We start from the raw sequence: 16,787 nt of genomic DNA, 5'->3' as shown, positions 1-16,787 counted from the left end.
CCCAGGTCGAGGCCTTGCTGAAATCGCACGCCGCGGCGGCTCCCGGCACCCGGTCGGGCCAGCCGAGCGCAAGCGCTATCGGCAGCCGCATATCCGGCGGACTCGCCTGCGCAAGCGTGGAACCGTCGGTGAAGGTCACCATGGAGTGCACGATCGACTGCGGATGCACCGTCACCTCGATGCGGTCGTAGTCGATCCCGAACAGCAGGTGTGTCTCGATCAGCTCGAGCCCCTTGTTCACCAAGGTCGCCGAGTTGAGGGTGTTCATCGGCCCCATCGACCAGGTCGGGTGCGCGTAGGCCTGTTCGGGTGTCACGTCCTCGAGATCCCGCGCACGCGCCCCCCGGAACGGACCACCCGAGGCGGTCAGCACCAACTTCGCGACCTCGTCGGCGCGCCCGCCCCGCAGGCATTGCGCCAGCGCGGAGTGCTCGGAATCGACCGGCACGATCTGGCCGGGCGCGGCGACTCGGGTGACCAGTGACCCGCCGGCGACCAACGACTCCTTGTTGGCCAGCGCCAACCGGGCGCCGGACTCGAGCGCGGCGAGGGTGGGTTCGAGGCCGAGCGAACCGACGAGCGCGTTCAGCACGACATCGGCCTCGCAACGGCGGACGAGTTCGGTGACCGCACCGTCGCCGGACAGCACCGACGGGTCGTTCAGTCGCGTGGCCGCGACCGGGTCGGCCACCGCCACGTGCCGGACACCGGTGGCCGCGACCTGTTGTGCCAGCAGCTCGGTTTTACCGCCACCCGCGGCGAGACCGACCACCTCGAACCGGTCCGGATTGGCACCGATCACGTCGAGCGCCTGGGTGCCGATGGAGCCGGTGCTGCCGAGCAGCAGGACGCGCAGTTTGTCTGACACGTCCTTCATTGTCGCCGATCGCTGCGCGCAGCGATCCGCCCCTGTCCGGGGTGTGCCCTGCTGGTGTACGACGGCCGGTCGTATGCCACGATAAGACCCGACATCCTTCGGAGTTCTCGAACATGAGGAGCGATCGTGGCCGGTACGGAGTTGGATCCCGCGCATTACGACCCCGTCGTCGTCGCCAACGTGGACACCGCCGAAGTTCCCTCCGCCGCCTGGGGCTGGAGTGGCGAGTCCCGCAAGACATTCCGCGTCGCGGGCTGGACCGTTGCGGTCATCCTTGTGCTGATGAACATCGGCAACCATCACGGACATGTCGAAGACATCTTCCTGATCGGCTTCGCCGCGATCATCGTCGGCATCCTGCTGCGCGATTCGTACCTGAGCCGCCACCCGCGATAGCGCCACCGACGCGCCGCGCGCGCCCGCCGCGAGCTACTTCTCTTCGGCTGCGAGCTGACCACACGCTGCCGCGATCTCGCGACCACGGGTGTCGCGCACGGTGCACGTCACACCCTGCTCGTTGACGCGGCGGACGAATTCGCGTTCGGCCGGCTTCGGGCTGGCATCCCATTCGCTGCCCGGTGTCGGATTGAGCGGGATGACGTTCACGTGCACCAGCGAACCGAGCGCCTTGCGCAGCTTCTTGCCGAGCAGATCGGCGCGCCACGGCTGATCGTTCACATCCCTGATCAGCGCGTACTCGATCGAGACGCGACGTCCGGTGCGGTCGGCGTAGTACCGCGCCGCGTCGAGCACCTCCGCGAGCGGCCACCGGTTGTTCACCGGAACGAGCGTGTCGCGCAACTCGTCATCGGGGGTATGCAACGACACCGCGAGCGTCACCGACAAGCCCTCGTCGGCGAGCCGGCGAATGGCGGGCGCAAGACCAACGGTGGAGACCACCACCGACCGCTGCGAAATCCCGAGGCCATCCGGCGCGGGCGAGGTAATCCGGCGTACCGCGGCGACCACGCGTTTGTAGTTCGCGAGCGGCTCGCCCATGCCCATGAAGACGATGTTCGACAGCCTGCCCGCCCCGCCGGCGACTTCGCCGTCACGCATGGCGGCGGCCGCGGACCGGACCTGGTCGACGATCTCCGCGGTCGACAAATTGCGATTCAGCCCGCCCTGGCCGGTCGCACAGAACGGGCACGCCATCCCGCAGCCGGCCTGGCTGGAAATGCACAGCGTCGCCCGATCCGGGTAACGCATGAGCACGCTTTCCAGCAGGGTGCCGTCGTTCGCGCGCCACAGCGTCTTGCGGGTAGTGCCGTCGTCGCAGGCCACATGCCGCAACGGCGTGAGCAGCGGTGGGAACAGCGCCTCGGCGATCTTCGCCCGTACCGCAGCAGGCAGGTCGGTCATCTTCTCCGGATCCGCCTCGAGCCGGCCGTAATAGTGCCGGGCCAACTGATCGGCCCGGAAGGCGGGCAGACCGAGCTCGGCTACCGCGGCACGACGGCCGTCGGCGTCGAGATCGGCGAGATGGCGAGACGGCATTCCGCGGCGCGGCGCATCGAAGACGAGCGGGAGGGAGACAGACATAGTGTCCCCAGTGTCCCACCCGAGCGCCGCGACATGCGAATTTGTGACCCGAACCGGGTGCAGTGATCCCGCCCACGGGGTATGCATCGAGCATGGCGACCAATTCCGATCCCACCGCGCAGCCCGGGTCCGCACCGAGCACGACACCGCCCCAACCGGGCTCGCCGAGCGCGACGGCACCCCCGATTCGCAAGATCAAGCGCACCCGGGTGAGCGCCGCCTGGATCGCGCTGATCGTCGGCATCGTCGTCATGGTGCTGCTGCTGATCTTCATCCTGCAGAACCTGGAGAGCACCACGGTCAGCCTGCTGTTCTGGGAGTTCAGCCTGCCGCTCGGTGTCGGCATCCTGCTGGCCGCGATCGCCGGCGCCGTGATCATGGCGATCGTCGGCGGATGGCGGATCATGCAGATCAGGAAGGTCGCCAAGCGGCCGCAGGCGTCAGCCCGAAAGGCTTGACCAGCGTGTGCACGCGATAGCGCACGTCGAGCACGACCCCGGCGGTCTCGGCGAATGCGCGCTCGGCCACCACCGGCCCGAACTCGATACCGAGCACCGCGCGCAACGCGGCCCGGTCCGGAAAGACCCACTTGGTGTCCACGCGGCGCAGCCCGAAACCGGCATCGGCGAAGAAGCGTTCGGCCCGGCGCGCGTCGTAGTGCGGCAGGTCCGCGCACATCCAGCGCCCGTACGGCGCTTCAGTGGCGTCCAGGTCGACGACGACCAACGCGCCACCCGGTCGCAGCACCCGCATGGCCTCGGCGATACCCGGTTCACAGCCGGGGCCGAAGAAATACGCGGTCCGCGCGTGCACCAGGTCCGCCGCGGCATCGGGTAGCGGCAGCCGCTCCCCGGCACCACGCAGAACCTGCACCGTCGGGAGGTCGCGCACCCGGTGCGCGGCAGCCCGGGTCAACGGCGGGTGGGGCTCCACGCCCGTGACGGAACGCGCGGTCTGCGCGAACTGCGGCAGGTGAAACCCGCTCCCGCAGCCCACATCCACGACGTCGCGGCCGGCCCAGTCGCACAGTTCGCGGATCGTCGCGAGCACCGCGCCGTCGCGGTCCTGCGCGCGGTTCTCCATCTCGTAGATCTTCGGCCAGTGCCAAATGTTCGGGCTCGGCCGTATGGCAGTGCGCGCGCGGACTTTCACAGCAGAGTGGTGAACACCAGCCAGGACACCACCGCAGCGGGCAGCAGCGAGTCCAACCGATCCATGATTCCACCGTGCCCGGGAAGCAGGGTGCCCATGTCTTTGATCTGCAGGTCTCGTTTGACCTGCGATTCGATGAGGTCGCCGAGCGTGGCCGCCAGCACGAGCGCGACGCCGAGCACGATGCCCACCGCCGGGTCGCCGTCCAAGATCAGGATCGTGGTCAATACGGCGCCGACCACGCAGAACAGCAAAGACCCGGCGAAGCCCTCCCAGGATTTCTTCGGGCTGATCGCCGGCACCATCGGGTGCTTACCGAACAGCACACCGGCCGTGTAACCGCCGACATCGGAGCACACCACGCAGATCATGAACACCAGAATCCGCAGGTTGCCGTCGTCGGCGAGCAGCGTGAGGATGCCGAATGCCGCGAACAAGGGAATCCAGGCGAGCACGAAGATCCCGACGGCGGTGTCTCGCAGGAAGTTGCGCGGCGCAGTGCCGGCACCGTGACCCAACAGCCGCCACACCATGATCACGACCGTCGTGACGCCGAACGCACCGACGACCCCTTCGGGTCCCCACGGCCACGCCAACCACATGATCGCCTGCCCGCCGAGCAGCATCGGAATGCGGGGCACCAGGACGTCCGCCTCGATGAGCCGTTTGGTGACCTCCCACGTCGCCACCGCCATCGCCGCGGCGATCACTCCGAGGAACACCTTGGGCGCGAAAACGAGGAGCAGGATGCACCCGACACCGAGGCCGAGGCCGACCGCCAGGGCGGCGGGCAGATCCCGGCCGGCCCGCGAAGTCTTGGCACCTGGAGCGGCGGGTGCCGGCGGCGGCGCGGGCGTTTCGTCCCGCGTTGCCGCAGAATCCTGCACAGCGGGACCTGCCGAATCCGCCTCCCGCGCCGGCGTCACCGCATCCGGTTCCGCGGCGTCGGGAACGGCGTCCTTCGGCGTTCCCTGCTGACTCGGCACAATCACACTCCCCGTCACGTTTGCTCAGCCCGTCCTATCCCCCGCCACCTGCAATCCACATACCCACGTTTGTCACACCTCGAGCAGTTCGGCTTCCTTGTGCTTGACCAGCTCGTCTATCTGATGAACGTATTTCGCGGTGGTTTGCTCGAGTTCCTTCTCGGCACGCACCACGTCGTCCTCGCCGGCCTCGCCGTCCTTCTGGATCCGGCTCAGCTCTTCCATGGCCTTGCGCCGGACGTTGCGCACCGAGACCTTGGCGTCCTCGCCCTTCGCCTTGGCCTGCTTGACCATCTCGCGGCGGCGCTCCTCGGTGAGCTGCGGGATCGAGATACGGATCAGATTGCCGTCGTTGGTGGGATTCACGCCGAGATCCGAATTGCGGATCGCAGTCTCGATAGGGCCGAGCTGGGACGGCTCGTAGGGCTTGATCACCACCATCCGCGCCTCGGGCACGGCAATGCTCGACATCTGGGTGATCGGGGTCGGGGCGCCGTAGTAGTCGATGACGATCCGCGAGAACATGCCCGGATTCGCGCGTCCGGTCCGGATCGAACCCAGATCGTCCTTCGCTACCGAGACGGCCTTCTCCATCTTCTCCTCGGCATCGAAGAGCGCTTCATCAATCACGGCTGTTCCTCCATCGTCTTCGCTGCGCACATCGTCTTTGTTGGCTCGTGCCAACCCGGACAGCATCGGGCGCCACGAACGCGTACCCGGTCAGGACTTGACCAGTGTTCCGATCTTCTCACCGGATACCGCGCGGGCGATATTTCCCTTCGTCAGGAGATTGAACACCAACATCGGCATCCGGTTGTCCATGCAAAGGCTGAATGCGGTCGCGTCGGCGACCTTGAGGCTGCGTTCGATCACTTCGCGGTGCGTGATCTCGGTGAACATGGTGGCGTCGGGATGATGCACTGGGTCGGCGGTGTAGACACCGTCGACCGCCTTGGCCATCAGCACCACCTCGGCACCGATCTCGAGTGCCCGCTGGGCCGCGGTGGTGTCGGTGGAGAAGTAGGGCATGCCCATGCCGGCGCCGAAGATGACCACCCGGCCTTTCTCCAGATGCCGGCGGGCCCGCAATGGCAGGTACGGCTCGGCGACCTGGCCCATCGTGATCGCGGTCTGCACGCGAGTCTGTACGCCCTGTTTCTCCAGGAAGTCCTGCAGAGCAAGGCTGTTCATCACGGTGCCCAGCATGCCCATGTAATCGGAGCGGGCCCGCTCCATACCGCGCTGCTGCAACTCGGCACCACGGAAGAAGTTGCCGCCGCCGATCACCACGGCCACCTGGACACCCGAACGCACCACCTCGGCGATCTGCTCGGCCACCGTGGTCACCACATCGGGGTCGAGGCCGACGGTGCCGCCGCCGAACATCTCTCCGCCTAGCTTGAGCAACACCCGCTTGTAGCCATGTCGTTCGGTCGCCGGGTCGGTCATCGGTCTCCTTCGTCGGCCCCACTACAGCGCGTACCATCCTGCCTCATCGCAACTGACCTGATGGGCGGGGTTGGCGGTTCGGTGTGGGTTTGGGTGGCTTCGGTCGCCCAGGCAACGACAGCGGCCCCGCATCCGTTCGGATGCGGGGCCGCTGAGGTGTTGCCTAGTTGGAGCCGACCTCGAAACGCGCGAAGCGCTTCACGGTCGCGCCGGCCTCGTCGAGGATCGCCTTCACGGTCTTCTTCGAGTCGGTGACCGACGACTGCTCGAGCAACACGACGTCCTTGAAGAAGCCGTTCACGCGGCCTTCCACGATCTTCGGCAGGGCCTGCTCGGGCTTGCCCTCTTCCTTCGCGGTCTGCTCGGCGATCCGACGCTCGTTCTCGACGATGTCGGCGGGCACCTCGTCACGGGTGACGTAGCGCGCCTTCAGCGCCGCGATCTGCATGGCCGCGCCACGTGCCGCCTCGGCAGCAGCGTCGCCCGAGCCCTCGTACTCGACCAACACGCCGACGGCCGGCGGCAGGTCCGAAGCACGCTTGTGCAGGTACGTCGCGACCGGGCCGTCGAAGGCCACGACACGACGCAGCTCGAGCTTCTCGCCGATCTTGGCCGACAGGGCCTGCACGGCCTCGTCGACGGTCTGGGCGTCGAGCTTGACTGTCTTGAGCGTCTCGAGATCGCCCGGCTTCGCCTCCGCGGCAGCGGTGACGATCTGCTCGGCGAGACCCTGAAACTCGGCGTTCTTGGCGACGAAATCGGTCTCGGAGTTGATCTCGATCAGCACGCCACCCTTGGCGGCGACCAGGCCCTCGGCGGTGGTGCGCTCGGCACGCTTGCCGACATCCTTGGCGCCCTTGATGCGCAGGATCTCGACTGCCTTGTCGTAGTCGCCATCCGTCTCGGCCAGAGCGTTCTTGCAGTCCATCATTCCGGCGCCGGTCAGCTCCCGGAGCCGCTTGACGTCAGCGGCGGTGTAGTTCGCCATTATCGGCGAGCCTCCTTAACGAAGAAGTGGTCCTGAGAATCAGGCGTCGGCAGTCGGGGCGTCCGCGGCCGGCGCCTCGGCAGTCGGTGCCTCGGTGACGGGGGCTTCGGCAGCCGGTGCCTCGGCGGCGGGCGCCTCGGTGACGGGTGCTTCGGCAGCAGCCTCGGTGACCGCCTCGACAGCCGGCGAAGCCTGTGCGAGCTGCTCGAGCTCCCACTCGGCGAGCGGCTCGCCTGCGCCGACCTCGGGCTTGTCGTCGGAGGTGCTCTGGCCGGCACGGGCCTGCACACCTTCGGCGACGGCGGAGGCGACGACCTTGGTCAGCAGCGCGGCCGAACGGATCGCGTCGTCGTTGCCCGGGATCGGGTAATCGACCAGGTCCGGGTCGCAGTTCGTATCCAGGATCGCGATGACCGGGATGTTCAGCTTGCGGGCCTCGCCGACGGCGATGTGCTCCTTGTTGGTGTCGACGACCCAGATGGCCGAGGGCACCTTGGCCATGTCGCGGATACCGCCGAGGGTGCGGTCCAGCTTGGTCATCTCACGCGTGAGCATGAGAATTTCCTTCTTGGTGCGACCCTCGAAGCCACCGGTCTGCTCCATCGCCTCGAGCTCCTTGAGGCGCTGCAGGCGCTTGTGCACGGTGGAGAAGTTGGTGAGCATGCCGCCGAGCCAGCGCTGGTTCACATACGGCATCCCGACCCGGGTGGCCTCGGCCGCGATGGACTCCTGCGCCTGCTTCTTGGTGCCGACGAACAGGACGGTGCCGCCATGGGCAACCGTTTCCTTGACGAACTCGTAGGCCCGATCGATGTAGGTCAGCGTCTGCTGCAGGTCGATGATGTAGATGCCGTTGCGGTCGGTGAAGATGAACCGCTTCATCTTCGGGTTCCACCGACGGGTCTGGTGACCGAAGTGTGCGCCGCTATCGAGCAGCTGCTTCATGGTTACGACAGCCATGGCTGTGTGTCTCGCTTTCGTTGCCGGTTCTCGCAGCGCGTCGTGTGACGGCTGCCCTGGCGCCCGTGGACCGTCCGAACCCGCAAGCGGGACCAGCAGACGGCCGGGTCCGAAGATCACCTTCGGGGTCCGGGCGCGCGAAGTCGGTCTGTGCTAGCACAGACCGCTCGGCCAGTGTACGGGGTCGACGCCCCAGGTCATAACCGCCCGCCGGCAGGCCGGCCGACTGCTCCGGGCCGGTCAGCCCGCCTGTTCGGTCGCGGCGAGATCACGCTTCCACGCCCGGAAGCTCTCGTCGGCCATCCCACGGCGCCAGTAGCCCGAGATGGATGCCCACTCGGCGGGGACCTCGCGCTCGCGACGGATGTATCGCCGCAGGTCCTGCATGACAGTTTGCGCCTCACCGTGGATGAAGACATGCACTTTCCCCGGGCGCCAGTCCAGCCCACGAACGGCGGCGGGCAGTGGTGATTGCGGCGAACCCGCACCGTCCCGATGCAGCCAGGTCAGCCGGACGCCGTCCGGCTTGCGCAACTCGAACTCCTCCTCGGGGCCATCCACCTCCACGAAGGCATCGCCGACCGCATCGTCGGGCAGCGCCTCGAGTGCCACCGCGATCGCCGGAATGGCGGCCTCGTCACCGGCGAACAAATGCCAGTCGGCATCGGTGTTGGGCGTGTAGGCGCCACCCGGGCCCTGCATGTCGATCACCGCGCCCGGCGCGACGGTTGCGGCCCACGGCCCGGCGATCCCCTCGTCACCGTGCACGACGAAGTCGATGGCGATCTCGCGGGCCTGCGGGTCCACCGAACGGACGGTGTAACTGCGCAGCACCTCGGCAGGAGCGGAGCCTGCGGAGCGACCATCGGCAGGAGCGGAGCCTGCGGAGCGACCATCGGCCGGAGCGGAGCCTGCGGAGCGACCATCGGCAGGAGCGGAGCCTGCGGAGCGGCCATCGGGACCGCCACCCTGCTCGAACACGAGCTTGACGTAGGCATCGGTGAATTCGTTGGGCACGAACTCGTCGAAGCCCGGCCCGCCGAACCGGATCCGCACCATATGCTTGTTGAGCCACTCGCTGCCGGTGACCGTCAGTGTCGTCCTACGCTTCGCCACGCGCCCTCCAATTTAGGTATACCTCACCACGGTACCGTCGGAGGGGCGACGAAAGGAGAGTGGTGAGCGACGACCACCGCCGACCGCACTGGATCTACGCCGCGGGCGAAGATCCCGATTACCGATTCACCCTCGCCAACGAACGCACATTCCTGGCCTGGCTGCGGACCGCACTGGCCCTACTCGCCGGCGGCGTCGCGCTCGACGCAGTCGAGTTGGATATGCCGGATGCGCTGCAGGTCGGCATCGCGATCGTGCTCGTCGTCCTCGGCCTACTCGGCGCCGTCGCCTCGTGGGTGCGCTGGGCCCGCAGCGAGCGGGCGATGCGGACCGGCGACAGCCTGCCCGCGTTCGGTTTCGGTGCGGCACTTGTCGCGGCCGTGATCGTGATCGCGGCAGCGATCCTGGCCGTCCTGGTCTGATCGCCGGTGACTTCCTGGTCTGATCGACTATGACTTCGCCCAGCACGTCGCCCGGTCTACAGAACGAGCGCACCGCACTGGCGTGGCAACGGACGGCGCTGGCGGTGCTGGCCGGAGCCGCTGTCGTCACTCGAATGACACTCCACCGTTTGGGAATTTTCGCGCTGGTGGGACTGCTCGTGGCGATACCGATCTGTGTCTGGGTGCTCGTGGAGAGCCGAAGCAGGTACCGGCACGACGCGGCGCCGCAGGCGCGCACCCGCTCCCGCGGCGGCCGCAGCCATGGCGCACTCGCACTGGCGATCGCGCTGCTCGCGATGATGGAACTCGCCGCGCTGGTGGTCGCACCCTAGCCCAGGGCGGCCGGAAGCAATACCGGCAAGGGCCATCTGGGGATAACCGAAAAGTTATCCACAACAAGCAACTTCGCGCCGGCAGCGCTCCGCCGAGCGGACAGCATGGATGCATGCGCACCTGGATTGTCCTCCTGCTCGGAACGGTCATCGTGCTGCTCGGCACGGCACCCGCGTTTGCCGCGCCTACCGGTGAATTCGACTGGCCGCTGCGTCCACGGCCTGCGGTGGTGCGTGCGTTCGATAAACCCGAACACAACTGGCTACCCGGGCACCGCGGGGTCGACCTGGCCGGTGCACCGGGCCAAGCGGTGTTGGCGGCGGGCGATGGCTACATCGCGTTCACCGGCACGGTCGCGGGCAAACCCGTGGTCTCGATCGAGCATGCGGGCGGGCTCCGCACGACCTACGAGCCGGTGGAAGCGACTGCGACGCTCGGACTCCGGGTCATGCGTGGAACTGCGATCGGCACCCTGCAGACGGGGCATCCCGGCTGCCTCCTGCCGGCCTGCCTGCACTGGGGCGTACGACGCGACCGTCAGTATCTCGACCCACTGGGACTGCTGCACCTGGCGCCGCTGCGACTGAAGCCGGTGGTCGCGCGATGAGTCAGCTGTCGAGTTGGCTGCTCAGCGCCTGCGCTTCGCGGCGCAACTCGCCGGCCCGATCGCCGCGGCCGAGGCGATCGTATTCTTCGGCGGCATCGTGGCGTTCGGTGATTTCGGTCCGAACGATCGCCGCGATCTGCTCGGCGTCGAGGTGGCGGCGTGCGGCTTCCGCTGCCCCGAGTCCCGCAGCGGAGTCCTCGATCGCACCAGCCGGGCGCGCGTCCGCGACGTCGACCGATTCGGCGTTGTCGATGGCGGCGAGCGCGGACCGCAGTGCAGACGCGGCGGGACGATCGCGCTCCTTCATCGCCGCTCGCAGGGCAGTGCGCAGCCGGCCACGCAATTCGCTGGGCTGGTTCATTGGCCGAATGGTATTCGGCGGCATGGATTTGTCGAGTGCGTTTCTACGCCCGCGGGTGCGCCTGATCGTGCACCTTGCGCAACCGCTCCACCGAAACGTGGGTGTAGAGCTGCGTAGTGGCCATGCTGGCGTGCCCGAGAAGTTCCTGCACGACGCGCAGATCCGCGCCGCCTTCGAGCAGGTGAGTTGCCGCGGAATGCCGAAGCCCGTGCGGACCGATATCCGGCGCGCCGGGCACCGCGGAAACGGTCTCGTGCACGACGGTCCGTGCCTGCCGCTGATCGAGGCGTCGGCCGCGGCGGCCGAGCAGCAGCGCCGCCCCCGACGTGTCGGTGGCGAGCGCGGGTCGGCCGACCTCGAGCCAGGCGCGCAGTGCGGCGGCGGCCGGCGACCCGAACGGTGCCGCCCGTTGCTTGTCGCCCTTGCCGAGCACGCGCACCAGCATCCGTTCGTGATCGACATCGCCGACGTCGAGTCCGCACAACTCGCCCACCCGGATCCCGGTGGCGTACAGCAACTCGACGATGAGCGCGTCCCGCAGCGCGATCGGATCCTGCTGCGCCGCGCCGGCGTCGGTCGCGCGGAGGATATCGGCGGCCTGCTGACGGCGGAGCACTGCGGGCAGTGTCCGATGCGGCTTGGCCGACGCGAGCCGAATACCTGGATCGGACGGAATCCGTCCGGTGTGGGCAAGCCACGCGGTGAAGGTCCGCACCGACGAGGTGCGCCGCGACATGCTCGTCCGCGCCGCGCCCTCCTGCTGCTGCGCGGCCAGCCACGAACGCAACAACGGCAAGTCGATAGCGCCGAGGCCGGCGTCCGGATCCTGTTCGCGCAGGTACCCGAGCAGCGAGCGGATGTCGGCGAGATAGGCACGCACGGTGTGCTCGGAGCGTCCCCGCTCGAGCTGCAGATGCTCGGCGAACGCGTCGAGTGCCGCACCGAACCCGTCGCGCTGCTGCGTCATGTGACCACGGTTGCGAGCGTCATGGTCGGGCGCAAGCGGACGCGCCGGGCCGTTTCCGCGGATACGGCGAGGTTCGCGTCAGTGCGCGCGCCCCCGGAAGGTTCGCGCGCGGGTGGTGGACAGCAGTGTGGCGATCACGATGCCCATCAATCCGTTCACGATTGCGGCGCCGACCGCAGACGCGAGGCTGTTTGCCGCGAGGAATGGCAGCACGATGATGGCGACGATGATCAGCCCGGAAATCCAGCTGAAGAAGGTGCCCGGGGAAGGCACGCCCTGGAACAGCAGGAGCAGCAGCCCACCCGCGAGCAGCGCGGCGATCGCGCCGCACACACCGGCGACCCACGGTGCGTCGTTGCCGTACATCCACACCACCGGGGTATCCATTCGGCGGTAGATCGCCTGCACTATGGCGGCGGCCACCGTGCCGGCCAGAAACGTCGTCAGCGCGGTCGCCGCGACACCGGCGAAGAACGACTTGGTATCGAACGACGAGTGGGGCTGGGGCTGTGGCGGCACATACGGTGGCCGGCCACCCGGATTCCCGTACTCGCCCGGGTTGTTCGAATACGGGTGGCTCATCGCCGCGTGTTCCTCTCGCCTCGAATGCATGGGTATCGCTGCATGGTCTCGCCCGCGGCGAATCTACCTGCCACGGCCGCACGGCGACCACCTTTGCGCGCGCCGTCAATGTAGGGTTGACGATTATTGGTCGTCAATCTAGCCTTGACGGCATGGCAAAGTTGCGGCTCGACGACCTCATCGACGGCATCCGGATCGCACACCCGGACCAACCACTCGACCAACTCAGCAACGCCGTCATCGCGGCACAGCACCTCGACGACCTCGCCGATCACCTCATCGGTCATTTCGTCGACCAGGCCCGGCGCAGCGGTGCGTCCTGGACGGAGATCGGCAATGCCCTAGGCGTAACGAAACAGGCAGCGCAACAAAGATTTACACCCAAGTCGGACGCAAATATGTTCGCCCGATTCACGCCACGAGCCCGCGAGGTCGTGGTGCAGGCGATGGAGGAAGCCCGCGCGGGTCAGCGCGTCGAAATCGAGCCGGCCGACCTGGGGCTGGGACTGCTAGCCACCACCGGCGGAATCGCGTTGCGGGCGCTGGCCGATCGCGGTATCACTCCCGAAGCACTGCGCACCCACCTCGAGTCGATCGCGCCACAGGGCGACCCGGAGGCCGAGTTTCCCACCCTGATTCCGTATTCGAGTGCGGCCAAGAAGGTGCTCGAACTGACAGTGCGGGAGGCGCTACGCTTGGGGCACAACTACATCGGCACCGAACACATCCTGCTCGCACTCCTCGCGGACGACTCGAATGTGTTTGCCGGCCTCGACGTCGACGCCGCGGCGGTGGAGCAGTTCGTGGCAGATACCCTCGCCACCATCGCGGGTGCGGGCGACTCGACTCCGTGACGGTCGCCAAATCGCTACTGCTGTTCGTCCTTGCGGCGGTGGCGGAGATCGGCGGCGCCTGGCTGGTCTGGCAGGGCATCCGGGAACATCGTGGCGCCCTGTGGGTCGGCCTCGGCGTGCTCGCGCTCGGCGCCTACGGATTCGTCGCGACACTGCAGCCCGACGCGAACTTCGGCAGGATCCTCGCCGCGTACGGCGGTGTGTTCGTTGCCGGTTCGCTGCTGTGGGGAGTCGCGTTCGATGGGTTCCGGCCCGACCGCTGGGACATCATCGGCTCCGCCGTCTGCCTCGCCGGGGTCGCGCTCATCATGTACGCCCCACGAGGCTGACGAGCGGGCTGGTGCCGGGTCACCGCAGACTGCCACCAACCGCCGCGTTCGGCTCGAAATTCCAGGTGGTGCAGACGCATTCGATCTTATCGCCGCGCGAAGTGGACACCGCGTTGGTGCGGCCGAGATGGTGTGCTTCGCCCCCGGCATTACGACTCCGACATTGGCACCACCGCTGGTCAACGCGCCGATACGCGGAACCAGCCGGTTTCGTCGACGCCGACGAAACCCGCGATCTCCAACTGCGGCAACACCGAGCGCACGTCCGCGAGTGCCACCCCCGACGATTCGGACAATTCTCGCGGACCACGCGAACCGGCCGCAGGTAGCGCCTCGTAGACGAGCAATTGATCGCCGCGAAGCTCATCGGTGGCTCGCGTATCCGACTGCCCAATTGCCATCGGCAGGGTCAGCGGCCCCGCTTCGTCGAGGATGTCGTCGGCGCAGGAAACGAGCCGGGCCTCGCCGTCCCGGATCATTCGGTGACACCCGACCGAGGTCGCCGACGTGATCGGGCCGGGCACGGCCAGCGCCGGGCGGCCGAGGCGCCGCGCCCATCCCGCGGTGTTGCGAGCGCCGCTGCGTCGACCGGCCTCGACGACGACCACCGCGTCGGAGAGCGCCGCCACCATGCGATTACGGGTCAGGAAGCGGTGTCGGGCGGGGGTCACGCCCGGCGGGTACTCGCTGACCACGAGACCGTCGCGCACGATCTCGGCGAGCAGTCGCGAGTGCTGCGCCGGGTAGGACTGATCGATTCCGCAGGCCAACACCGCAATCGAGGCCGCACCGGCCGACAGCGCCGCGCGGTGGGCCGCGCCGTCGATGCCGAGCGCCGCACCGGAGACCACGGTCCAGCCACGGCCGGCAAGTCCCCCGGCGAGTTCACCGGCCGCATGCTCGCCATAGGGACTCGGCGCGCGCGTCCCGACCACGGCCATCGCGCGATCCGTGAGCGCGGACAGCGATGCCGACCCGAGTACCCACAATGCCAGCGGCGGAGCACATTCCCGCGTGACCGGCCCGGCGGCCTCGCGCGCGGCGGGTGCGAACGCGAGCATTCGCCATGCCGGCCACTCGTCGTCGTCGGGTGTCACCAGGCGACCACGCATTCGCGCAACCAGGTCGAGGTCGTGCTCGGCGGTGTCGAGGTGGCGCCGCGCCGCGGTGCGTCGGCGCAACACCTCGGGCAGGTCCCAATCACGCACGGCACGGGCGGCTTCGAGCACGCCGACCGCCTCGATCAGCTCGATCAGCGGTGCGCACGGCCCCTCCGCCACCCGAGACAGATACGCCCAGGCGCGGCGCCGAACGTCGACGGCGCTCATCGGCCTCGCCTTTCCTTGAAGTTCAGTGCCGCCGCGACATCCCCCGCTTCCGGCAGCACCGCGCCGCGCAGATCGGCCAGGCTCCACGCGACTCGGATCGCGCGATCGGCACCCCGCGCGGTCAGGCTGCCGCGCCGTAGCGCGTCTTCGACCGCGTGCAATGCGTTGCGCGGCAGCCGGTATCGCTGCCGCAGGACATGCCCGGGGACCTCGGCGTTGGTACGCCAGCCGTGCCCGCGCCACCGTTCGGCAGCCGCCGCCCGCGCTGCCGCGACCCGCTCGCGCACCACCGCGCTGCTTTCGGCGACGTCGCCCGAATAGGAGCCGGTGGCGATCGGCGCCAGTACGACCCGCAGGTCGACGCGATCCATCAAAGGGCCGGATAATTTGCCGAGATATCTGCGGCGCGCGGTCGGCGGACACACGCAGTCGATGTCGCGGGCGGGCGCGCACGGGCACGGATTTGCCGCGAGCACGAGCTGGAATCGTGCCGGGTAGCGGGCCACGCCGTCGCGGCGCGCGATGCGGACCTCGCCTTCTTCGAGCGGGGTGCGCAGCGATTCGAGCACCTTCGCCCCGATCTCGGCGCATTCGTCGAGGAACAGCACACCCCGGTGGGCTCGGCTGACCGCGCCGGGACGCGCCATCCCCGAGCCGCCGCCGACCATTGCACTCACCGAGGTGCTGTGGTGCGGCGCCACGAACGGCGGCACGGTGATGAGCGGGTTGTCGTCCGGGAGCAGCCCGGCCAGCGAGTGAATAGCGGTGACCTCCAACGCCTCCTGCTCGCTCAGCGGCGGGAGCAGGCCCGGCAGCCGTTGCGCGAGCATCGTTTTGCCCACGCCGGGGGGACCGGTGAGCATCAAATGGTGGGCACCAGCGGCCGCGACCTCGAGCGCCCAGCGCGCCTCCTCCTGGCCGACGATCTCGCTCAGGTCCGCGCGGACCCCGCCGTCGTCCGCGGCGCGCGCGGGGGGTGCGGCGAGTTCTCCTTTCCCGCGCAGCCAGCTCAGCACGTCGCGCAGGTGGTCGGCGCCGAGCACCTCAACGCCCTCGACGAGGCCCGCTTCGGCCAGCCCCATCGTGGGCACCACCACGCACGGGCGCCCCGAGTGCCGCGCCGCGAGCACCGCCGAAAGCACCCCGCGCACCGGCCGGATGCGCCCGTCGAGCGCGAGTTCGCCAAGCAGCACGGTCTTGTCCAGCGGTGACCGCGGCACCGTGCCGGCCGCGTCCAGAACGGCGGCAGCCAGGGCCACGTCGTAGACGGAGCCGACCTTCGGCAGCGTGGCCGGCGACAGCGCGAGGATGACGCGCCGGTCGGGCCACTCCTCGCCGGAGTTGGTGACCGCCGCACGCACCCGATCGCGCGACTCCTGCAGCGCGGTATCGGGCAACCCGACCAGATGTACGCCCGGCAACCCGCGCCCGATATCGGCCTCGATCTCCACGAGGTGCCCGTCCACCCCGGACACGGCGACCGAATGTGCCCGCCCCAGCGCCATCAGAAGGCCGCCCGCAGATGCTCGATCGCCGGGTCGGCGGCCTTGCGAAGCAGCACCGACACGACGTCGAATCTGACATCCACCCAACCGGGTTGCTCGGCGAGCCACAGCCCCGCCAGCCGACGGATGCGGGCCTGCTTGGCGAATGTCACCGCCTCGGCCGGCAGCCCGAACCCGCGACCGGATCGCGTTTTCACCTCGACGAACGCCACTACCGGACCGTCGCGCGCGATCAGATCCAGTTCGCCGTAGCGGCAGCGCCAGTTCCGGCACAGAATCCGCAGCCCGGCGGCTTCGAGGAAGTCCGCCGCCAGCTCTTCACCCCGGGCGCCGAGCGCCTTGTTGTCCCCCACGTCGACGAGCATGACCCGGGCGCCGACCGTGGCCGGGCGAACGCCCTGGGCATAT

Annotated in this window: 22 protein-coding genes; 7 read left to right on the top strand and 15 right to left on the bottom strand. The window is 68.5% G+C overall.

The window, feature by feature from the left end:
* The coding region (gene dxr, locus OG921_RS23925; RefSeq protein WP_266115060.1) for a 1-deoxy-D-xylulose-5-phosphate reductoisomerase at positions 1-877 on the bottom strand (877 nt) is incomplete at its 3' end.
* 126 nt (positions 878-1,003) lie between these two features.
* On the opposite strand from dxr, the gene OG921_RS23920 reads away from it, so the two are divergent.
* The gene (locus OG921_RS23920; RefSeq protein ID WP_266115059.1) at positions 1,004-1,273 is read left to right on the top strand and encodes a DUF2631 domain-containing protein; all 270 of its coding nucleotides are present in this window, start codon (positions 1,004-1,006) and stop codon (positions 1,271-1,273) included.
* Between the two features lie 33 nt (positions 1,274-1,306).
* Here the strand turns inward: OG921_RS23920 and rlmN are convergent, their stop codons facing one another.
* On the bottom strand, positions 1,307-2,419 hold the full coding sequence (gene rlmN / locus OG921_RS23915) for a 23S rRNA (adenine(2503)-C(2))-methyltransferase RlmN (protein ID WP_266115058.1): 1,113 nt from the start codon (positions 2,417-2,419) through the stop codon (positions 1,307-1,309).
* A 92-nt stretch (positions 2,420-2,511) separates the two neighbouring features.
* On the opposite strand from rlmN, the gene OG921_RS23910 reads away from it, so the two are divergent.
* Positions 2,512-2,877, top strand: coding sequence for a lipopolysaccharide assembly LapA domain-containing protein (locus OG921_RS23910; protein WP_266115057.1), 366 nt, complete (start codon positions 2,512-2,514; stop codon positions 2,875-2,877).
* On the opposite strand, the gene OG921_RS23905 is transcribed toward OG921_RS23910, so the two are convergent.
* The 7 genes from OG921_RS23905 to OG921_RS23875 form a co-directional block, all read right to left on the bottom strand.
* The gene (locus OG921_RS23905; RefSeq protein ID WP_266115056.1) at positions 2,831-3,502 is read right to left on the bottom strand and encodes a class I SAM-dependent methyltransferase; all 672 of its coding nucleotides are present in this window, start codon (positions 3,500-3,502) and stop codon (positions 2,831-2,833) included. The genes OG921_RS23910 and OG921_RS23905 overlap by 47 nt on opposite strands.
* Before the next feature lie 65 nt (positions 3,503-3,567).
* The gene (locus tag OG921_RS23900; protein WP_266115073.1) at positions 3,568-4,458 is read right to left on the bottom strand and encodes a phosphatidate cytidylyltransferase; all 891 of its coding nucleotides are present in this window, start codon (positions 4,456-4,458) and stop codon (positions 3,568-3,570) included.
* 171 nt (positions 4,459-4,629) lie between these two features.
* Positions 4,630-5,187: a ribosome recycling factor gene (frr, locus tag OG921_RS23895; protein ID WP_266115055.1), complete on the bottom strand. Its 558-nt coding sequence runs from the start codon at positions 5,185-5,187 to the stop codon at positions 4,630-4,632.
* Positions 5,188-5,277: 90 nt separating this feature from the next.
* Complete coding sequence (pyrH, locus tag OG921_RS23890) at positions 5,278-6,006, bottom strand: UMP kinase (protein WP_266115054.1); 729 nt, start codon at positions 6,004-6,006, stop codon at positions 5,278-5,280.
* A 163-nt stretch (positions 6,007-6,169) separates the two neighbouring features.
* On the bottom strand, positions 6,170-6,994 hold the full coding sequence (gene tsf, locus OG921_RS23885) for a translation elongation factor Ts (protein WP_266115053.1): 825 nt from the start codon (positions 6,992-6,994) through the stop codon (positions 6,170-6,172).
* A 39-nt stretch (positions 6,995-7,033) separates the two neighbouring features.
* Entirely contained in the window at positions 7,034-7,954 is a 921-nt protein-coding gene (gene rpsB, locus OG921_RS23880; RefSeq protein WP_266115052.1) for a 30S ribosomal protein S2, read from the bottom strand.
* Between the two features lie 240 nt (positions 7,955-8,194).
* Positions 8,195-9,070, bottom strand: coding sequence for a siderophore-interacting protein (locus OG921_RS23875; protein WP_266115051.1), 876 nt, complete (start codon positions 9,068-9,070; stop codon positions 8,195-8,197).
* Positions 9,071-9,132: 62 nt separating this feature from the next.
* Between OG921_RS23875 and OG921_RS23870 the strand changes: the two genes are divergently transcribed.
* The 3 genes from OG921_RS23870 to OG921_RS23860 all read left to right on the top strand — a co-directional run bounded on the left by OG921_RS23870 (position 9,133) and on the right by OG921_RS23860 (position 10,453).
* Positions 9,133-9,492 (top strand): YidH family protein, encoded by a 360-nt coding sequence (locus OG921_RS23870; RefSeq protein WP_266115050.1) that lies wholly within the window; start codon positions 9,133-9,135, stop codon positions 9,490-9,492.
* A gap of 29 nt (positions 9,493-9,521) precedes the next feature.
* Positions 9,522-9,845, top strand: a complete 324-nt coding sequence (locus tag OG921_RS23865) for a DUF202 domain-containing protein (RefSeq protein ID WP_266115049.1) — start codon at positions 9,522-9,524, stop codon at positions 9,843-9,845.
* A gap of 113 nt (positions 9,846-9,958) precedes the next feature.
* On the top strand, positions 9,959-10,453 hold the full coding sequence (locus tag OG921_RS23860; RefSeq protein WP_266115048.1) for a M23 family metallopeptidase: 495 nt from the start codon (positions 9,959-9,961) through the stop codon (positions 10,451-10,453).
* Between the two features lies 1 nt (position 10,454).
* On the opposite strand, the gene OG921_RS23855 is transcribed toward OG921_RS23860, so the two are convergent.
* The 3 genes from OG921_RS23855 to OG921_RS23845 form a co-directional block, all read right to left on the bottom strand.
* Positions 10,455-10,814 carry a GatB/YqeY domain-containing protein gene (locus OG921_RS23855; RefSeq protein ID WP_266115047.1) on the bottom strand — a complete coding sequence of 120 codons (360 nt, stop codon included), beginning with the start codon at positions 10,812-10,814 and terminating at the stop codon, positions 10,455-10,457.
* Positions 10,815-10,857: 43 nt separating this feature from the next.
* Complete coding sequence (locus OG921_RS23850) at positions 10,858-11,781, bottom strand: tyrosine recombinase XerC (RefSeq protein ID WP_266115046.1); 924 nt, start codon at positions 11,779-11,781, stop codon at positions 10,858-10,860.
* A gap of 78 nt (positions 11,782-11,859) precedes the next feature.
* Positions 11,860-12,363, bottom strand: coding sequence for a hypothetical protein (locus OG921_RS23845; RefSeq protein ID WP_266115045.1), 504 nt, complete (start codon positions 12,361-12,363; stop codon positions 11,860-11,862).
* Positions 12,364-12,515: 152 nt separating this feature from the next.
* Here OG921_RS23845 and OG921_RS23840 point away from each other — a divergent pair, with 152 nt between their 5' ends.
* Positions 12,516-13,217: a Clp protease N-terminal domain-containing protein gene (locus OG921_RS23840; protein ID WP_266115044.1), complete on the top strand. Its 702-nt coding sequence runs from the start codon at positions 12,516-12,518 to the stop codon at positions 13,215-13,217.
* Positions 13,214-13,546: a YnfA family protein gene (locus OG921_RS23835; protein WP_266115043.1), complete on the top strand. Its 333-nt coding sequence runs from the start codon at positions 13,214-13,216 to the stop codon at positions 13,544-13,546. Before OG921_RS23840 ends, OG921_RS23835 begins: the two co-directional genes overlap by 4 nt.
* 179 nt (positions 13,547-13,725) lie before the next feature.
* On the opposite strand, the gene dprA is transcribed toward OG921_RS23835, so the two are convergent.
* The 3 genes from dprA to OG921_RS23820 are packed head-to-tail and all read right to left on the bottom strand — an operon-like array spanning position 13,726 to position 16,744.
* Complete coding sequence (dprA, locus tag OG921_RS23830) at positions 13,726-14,874, bottom strand: DNA-processing protein DprA (protein WP_266115042.1); 1,149 nt, start codon at positions 14,872-14,874, stop codon at positions 13,726-13,728.
* A complete protein-coding gene (locus tag OG921_RS23825; RefSeq protein WP_266115041.1) occupies positions 14,871-16,379 on the bottom strand; it encodes a YifB family Mg chelatase-like AAA ATPase in 1,509 nt (502 codons plus the stop codon). The genes dprA and OG921_RS23825 overlap by 4 nt, the downstream gene beginning before the upstream one ends.
* On the bottom strand, positions 16,379-16,744 hold the full coding sequence (locus tag OG921_RS23820) for a YraN family protein (protein ID WP_266115039.1): 366 nt from the start codon (positions 16,742-16,744) through the stop codon (positions 16,379-16,381). The genes OG921_RS23825 and OG921_RS23820 overlap by 1 nt, the downstream gene beginning before the upstream one ends.
* Between the last annotated feature and the right edge of the window lie 43 nt (positions 16,745-16,787).

This window comes from Aldersonia sp. NBC_00410, from assembly GCF_026342035.1.
Lineage (GTDB): Bacteria > Actinomycetota > Actinomycetes > Mycobacteriales > Mycobacteriaceae > Aldersonia.
This window is presented reverse-complemented; position numbering and strand designations above follow the sequence as displayed.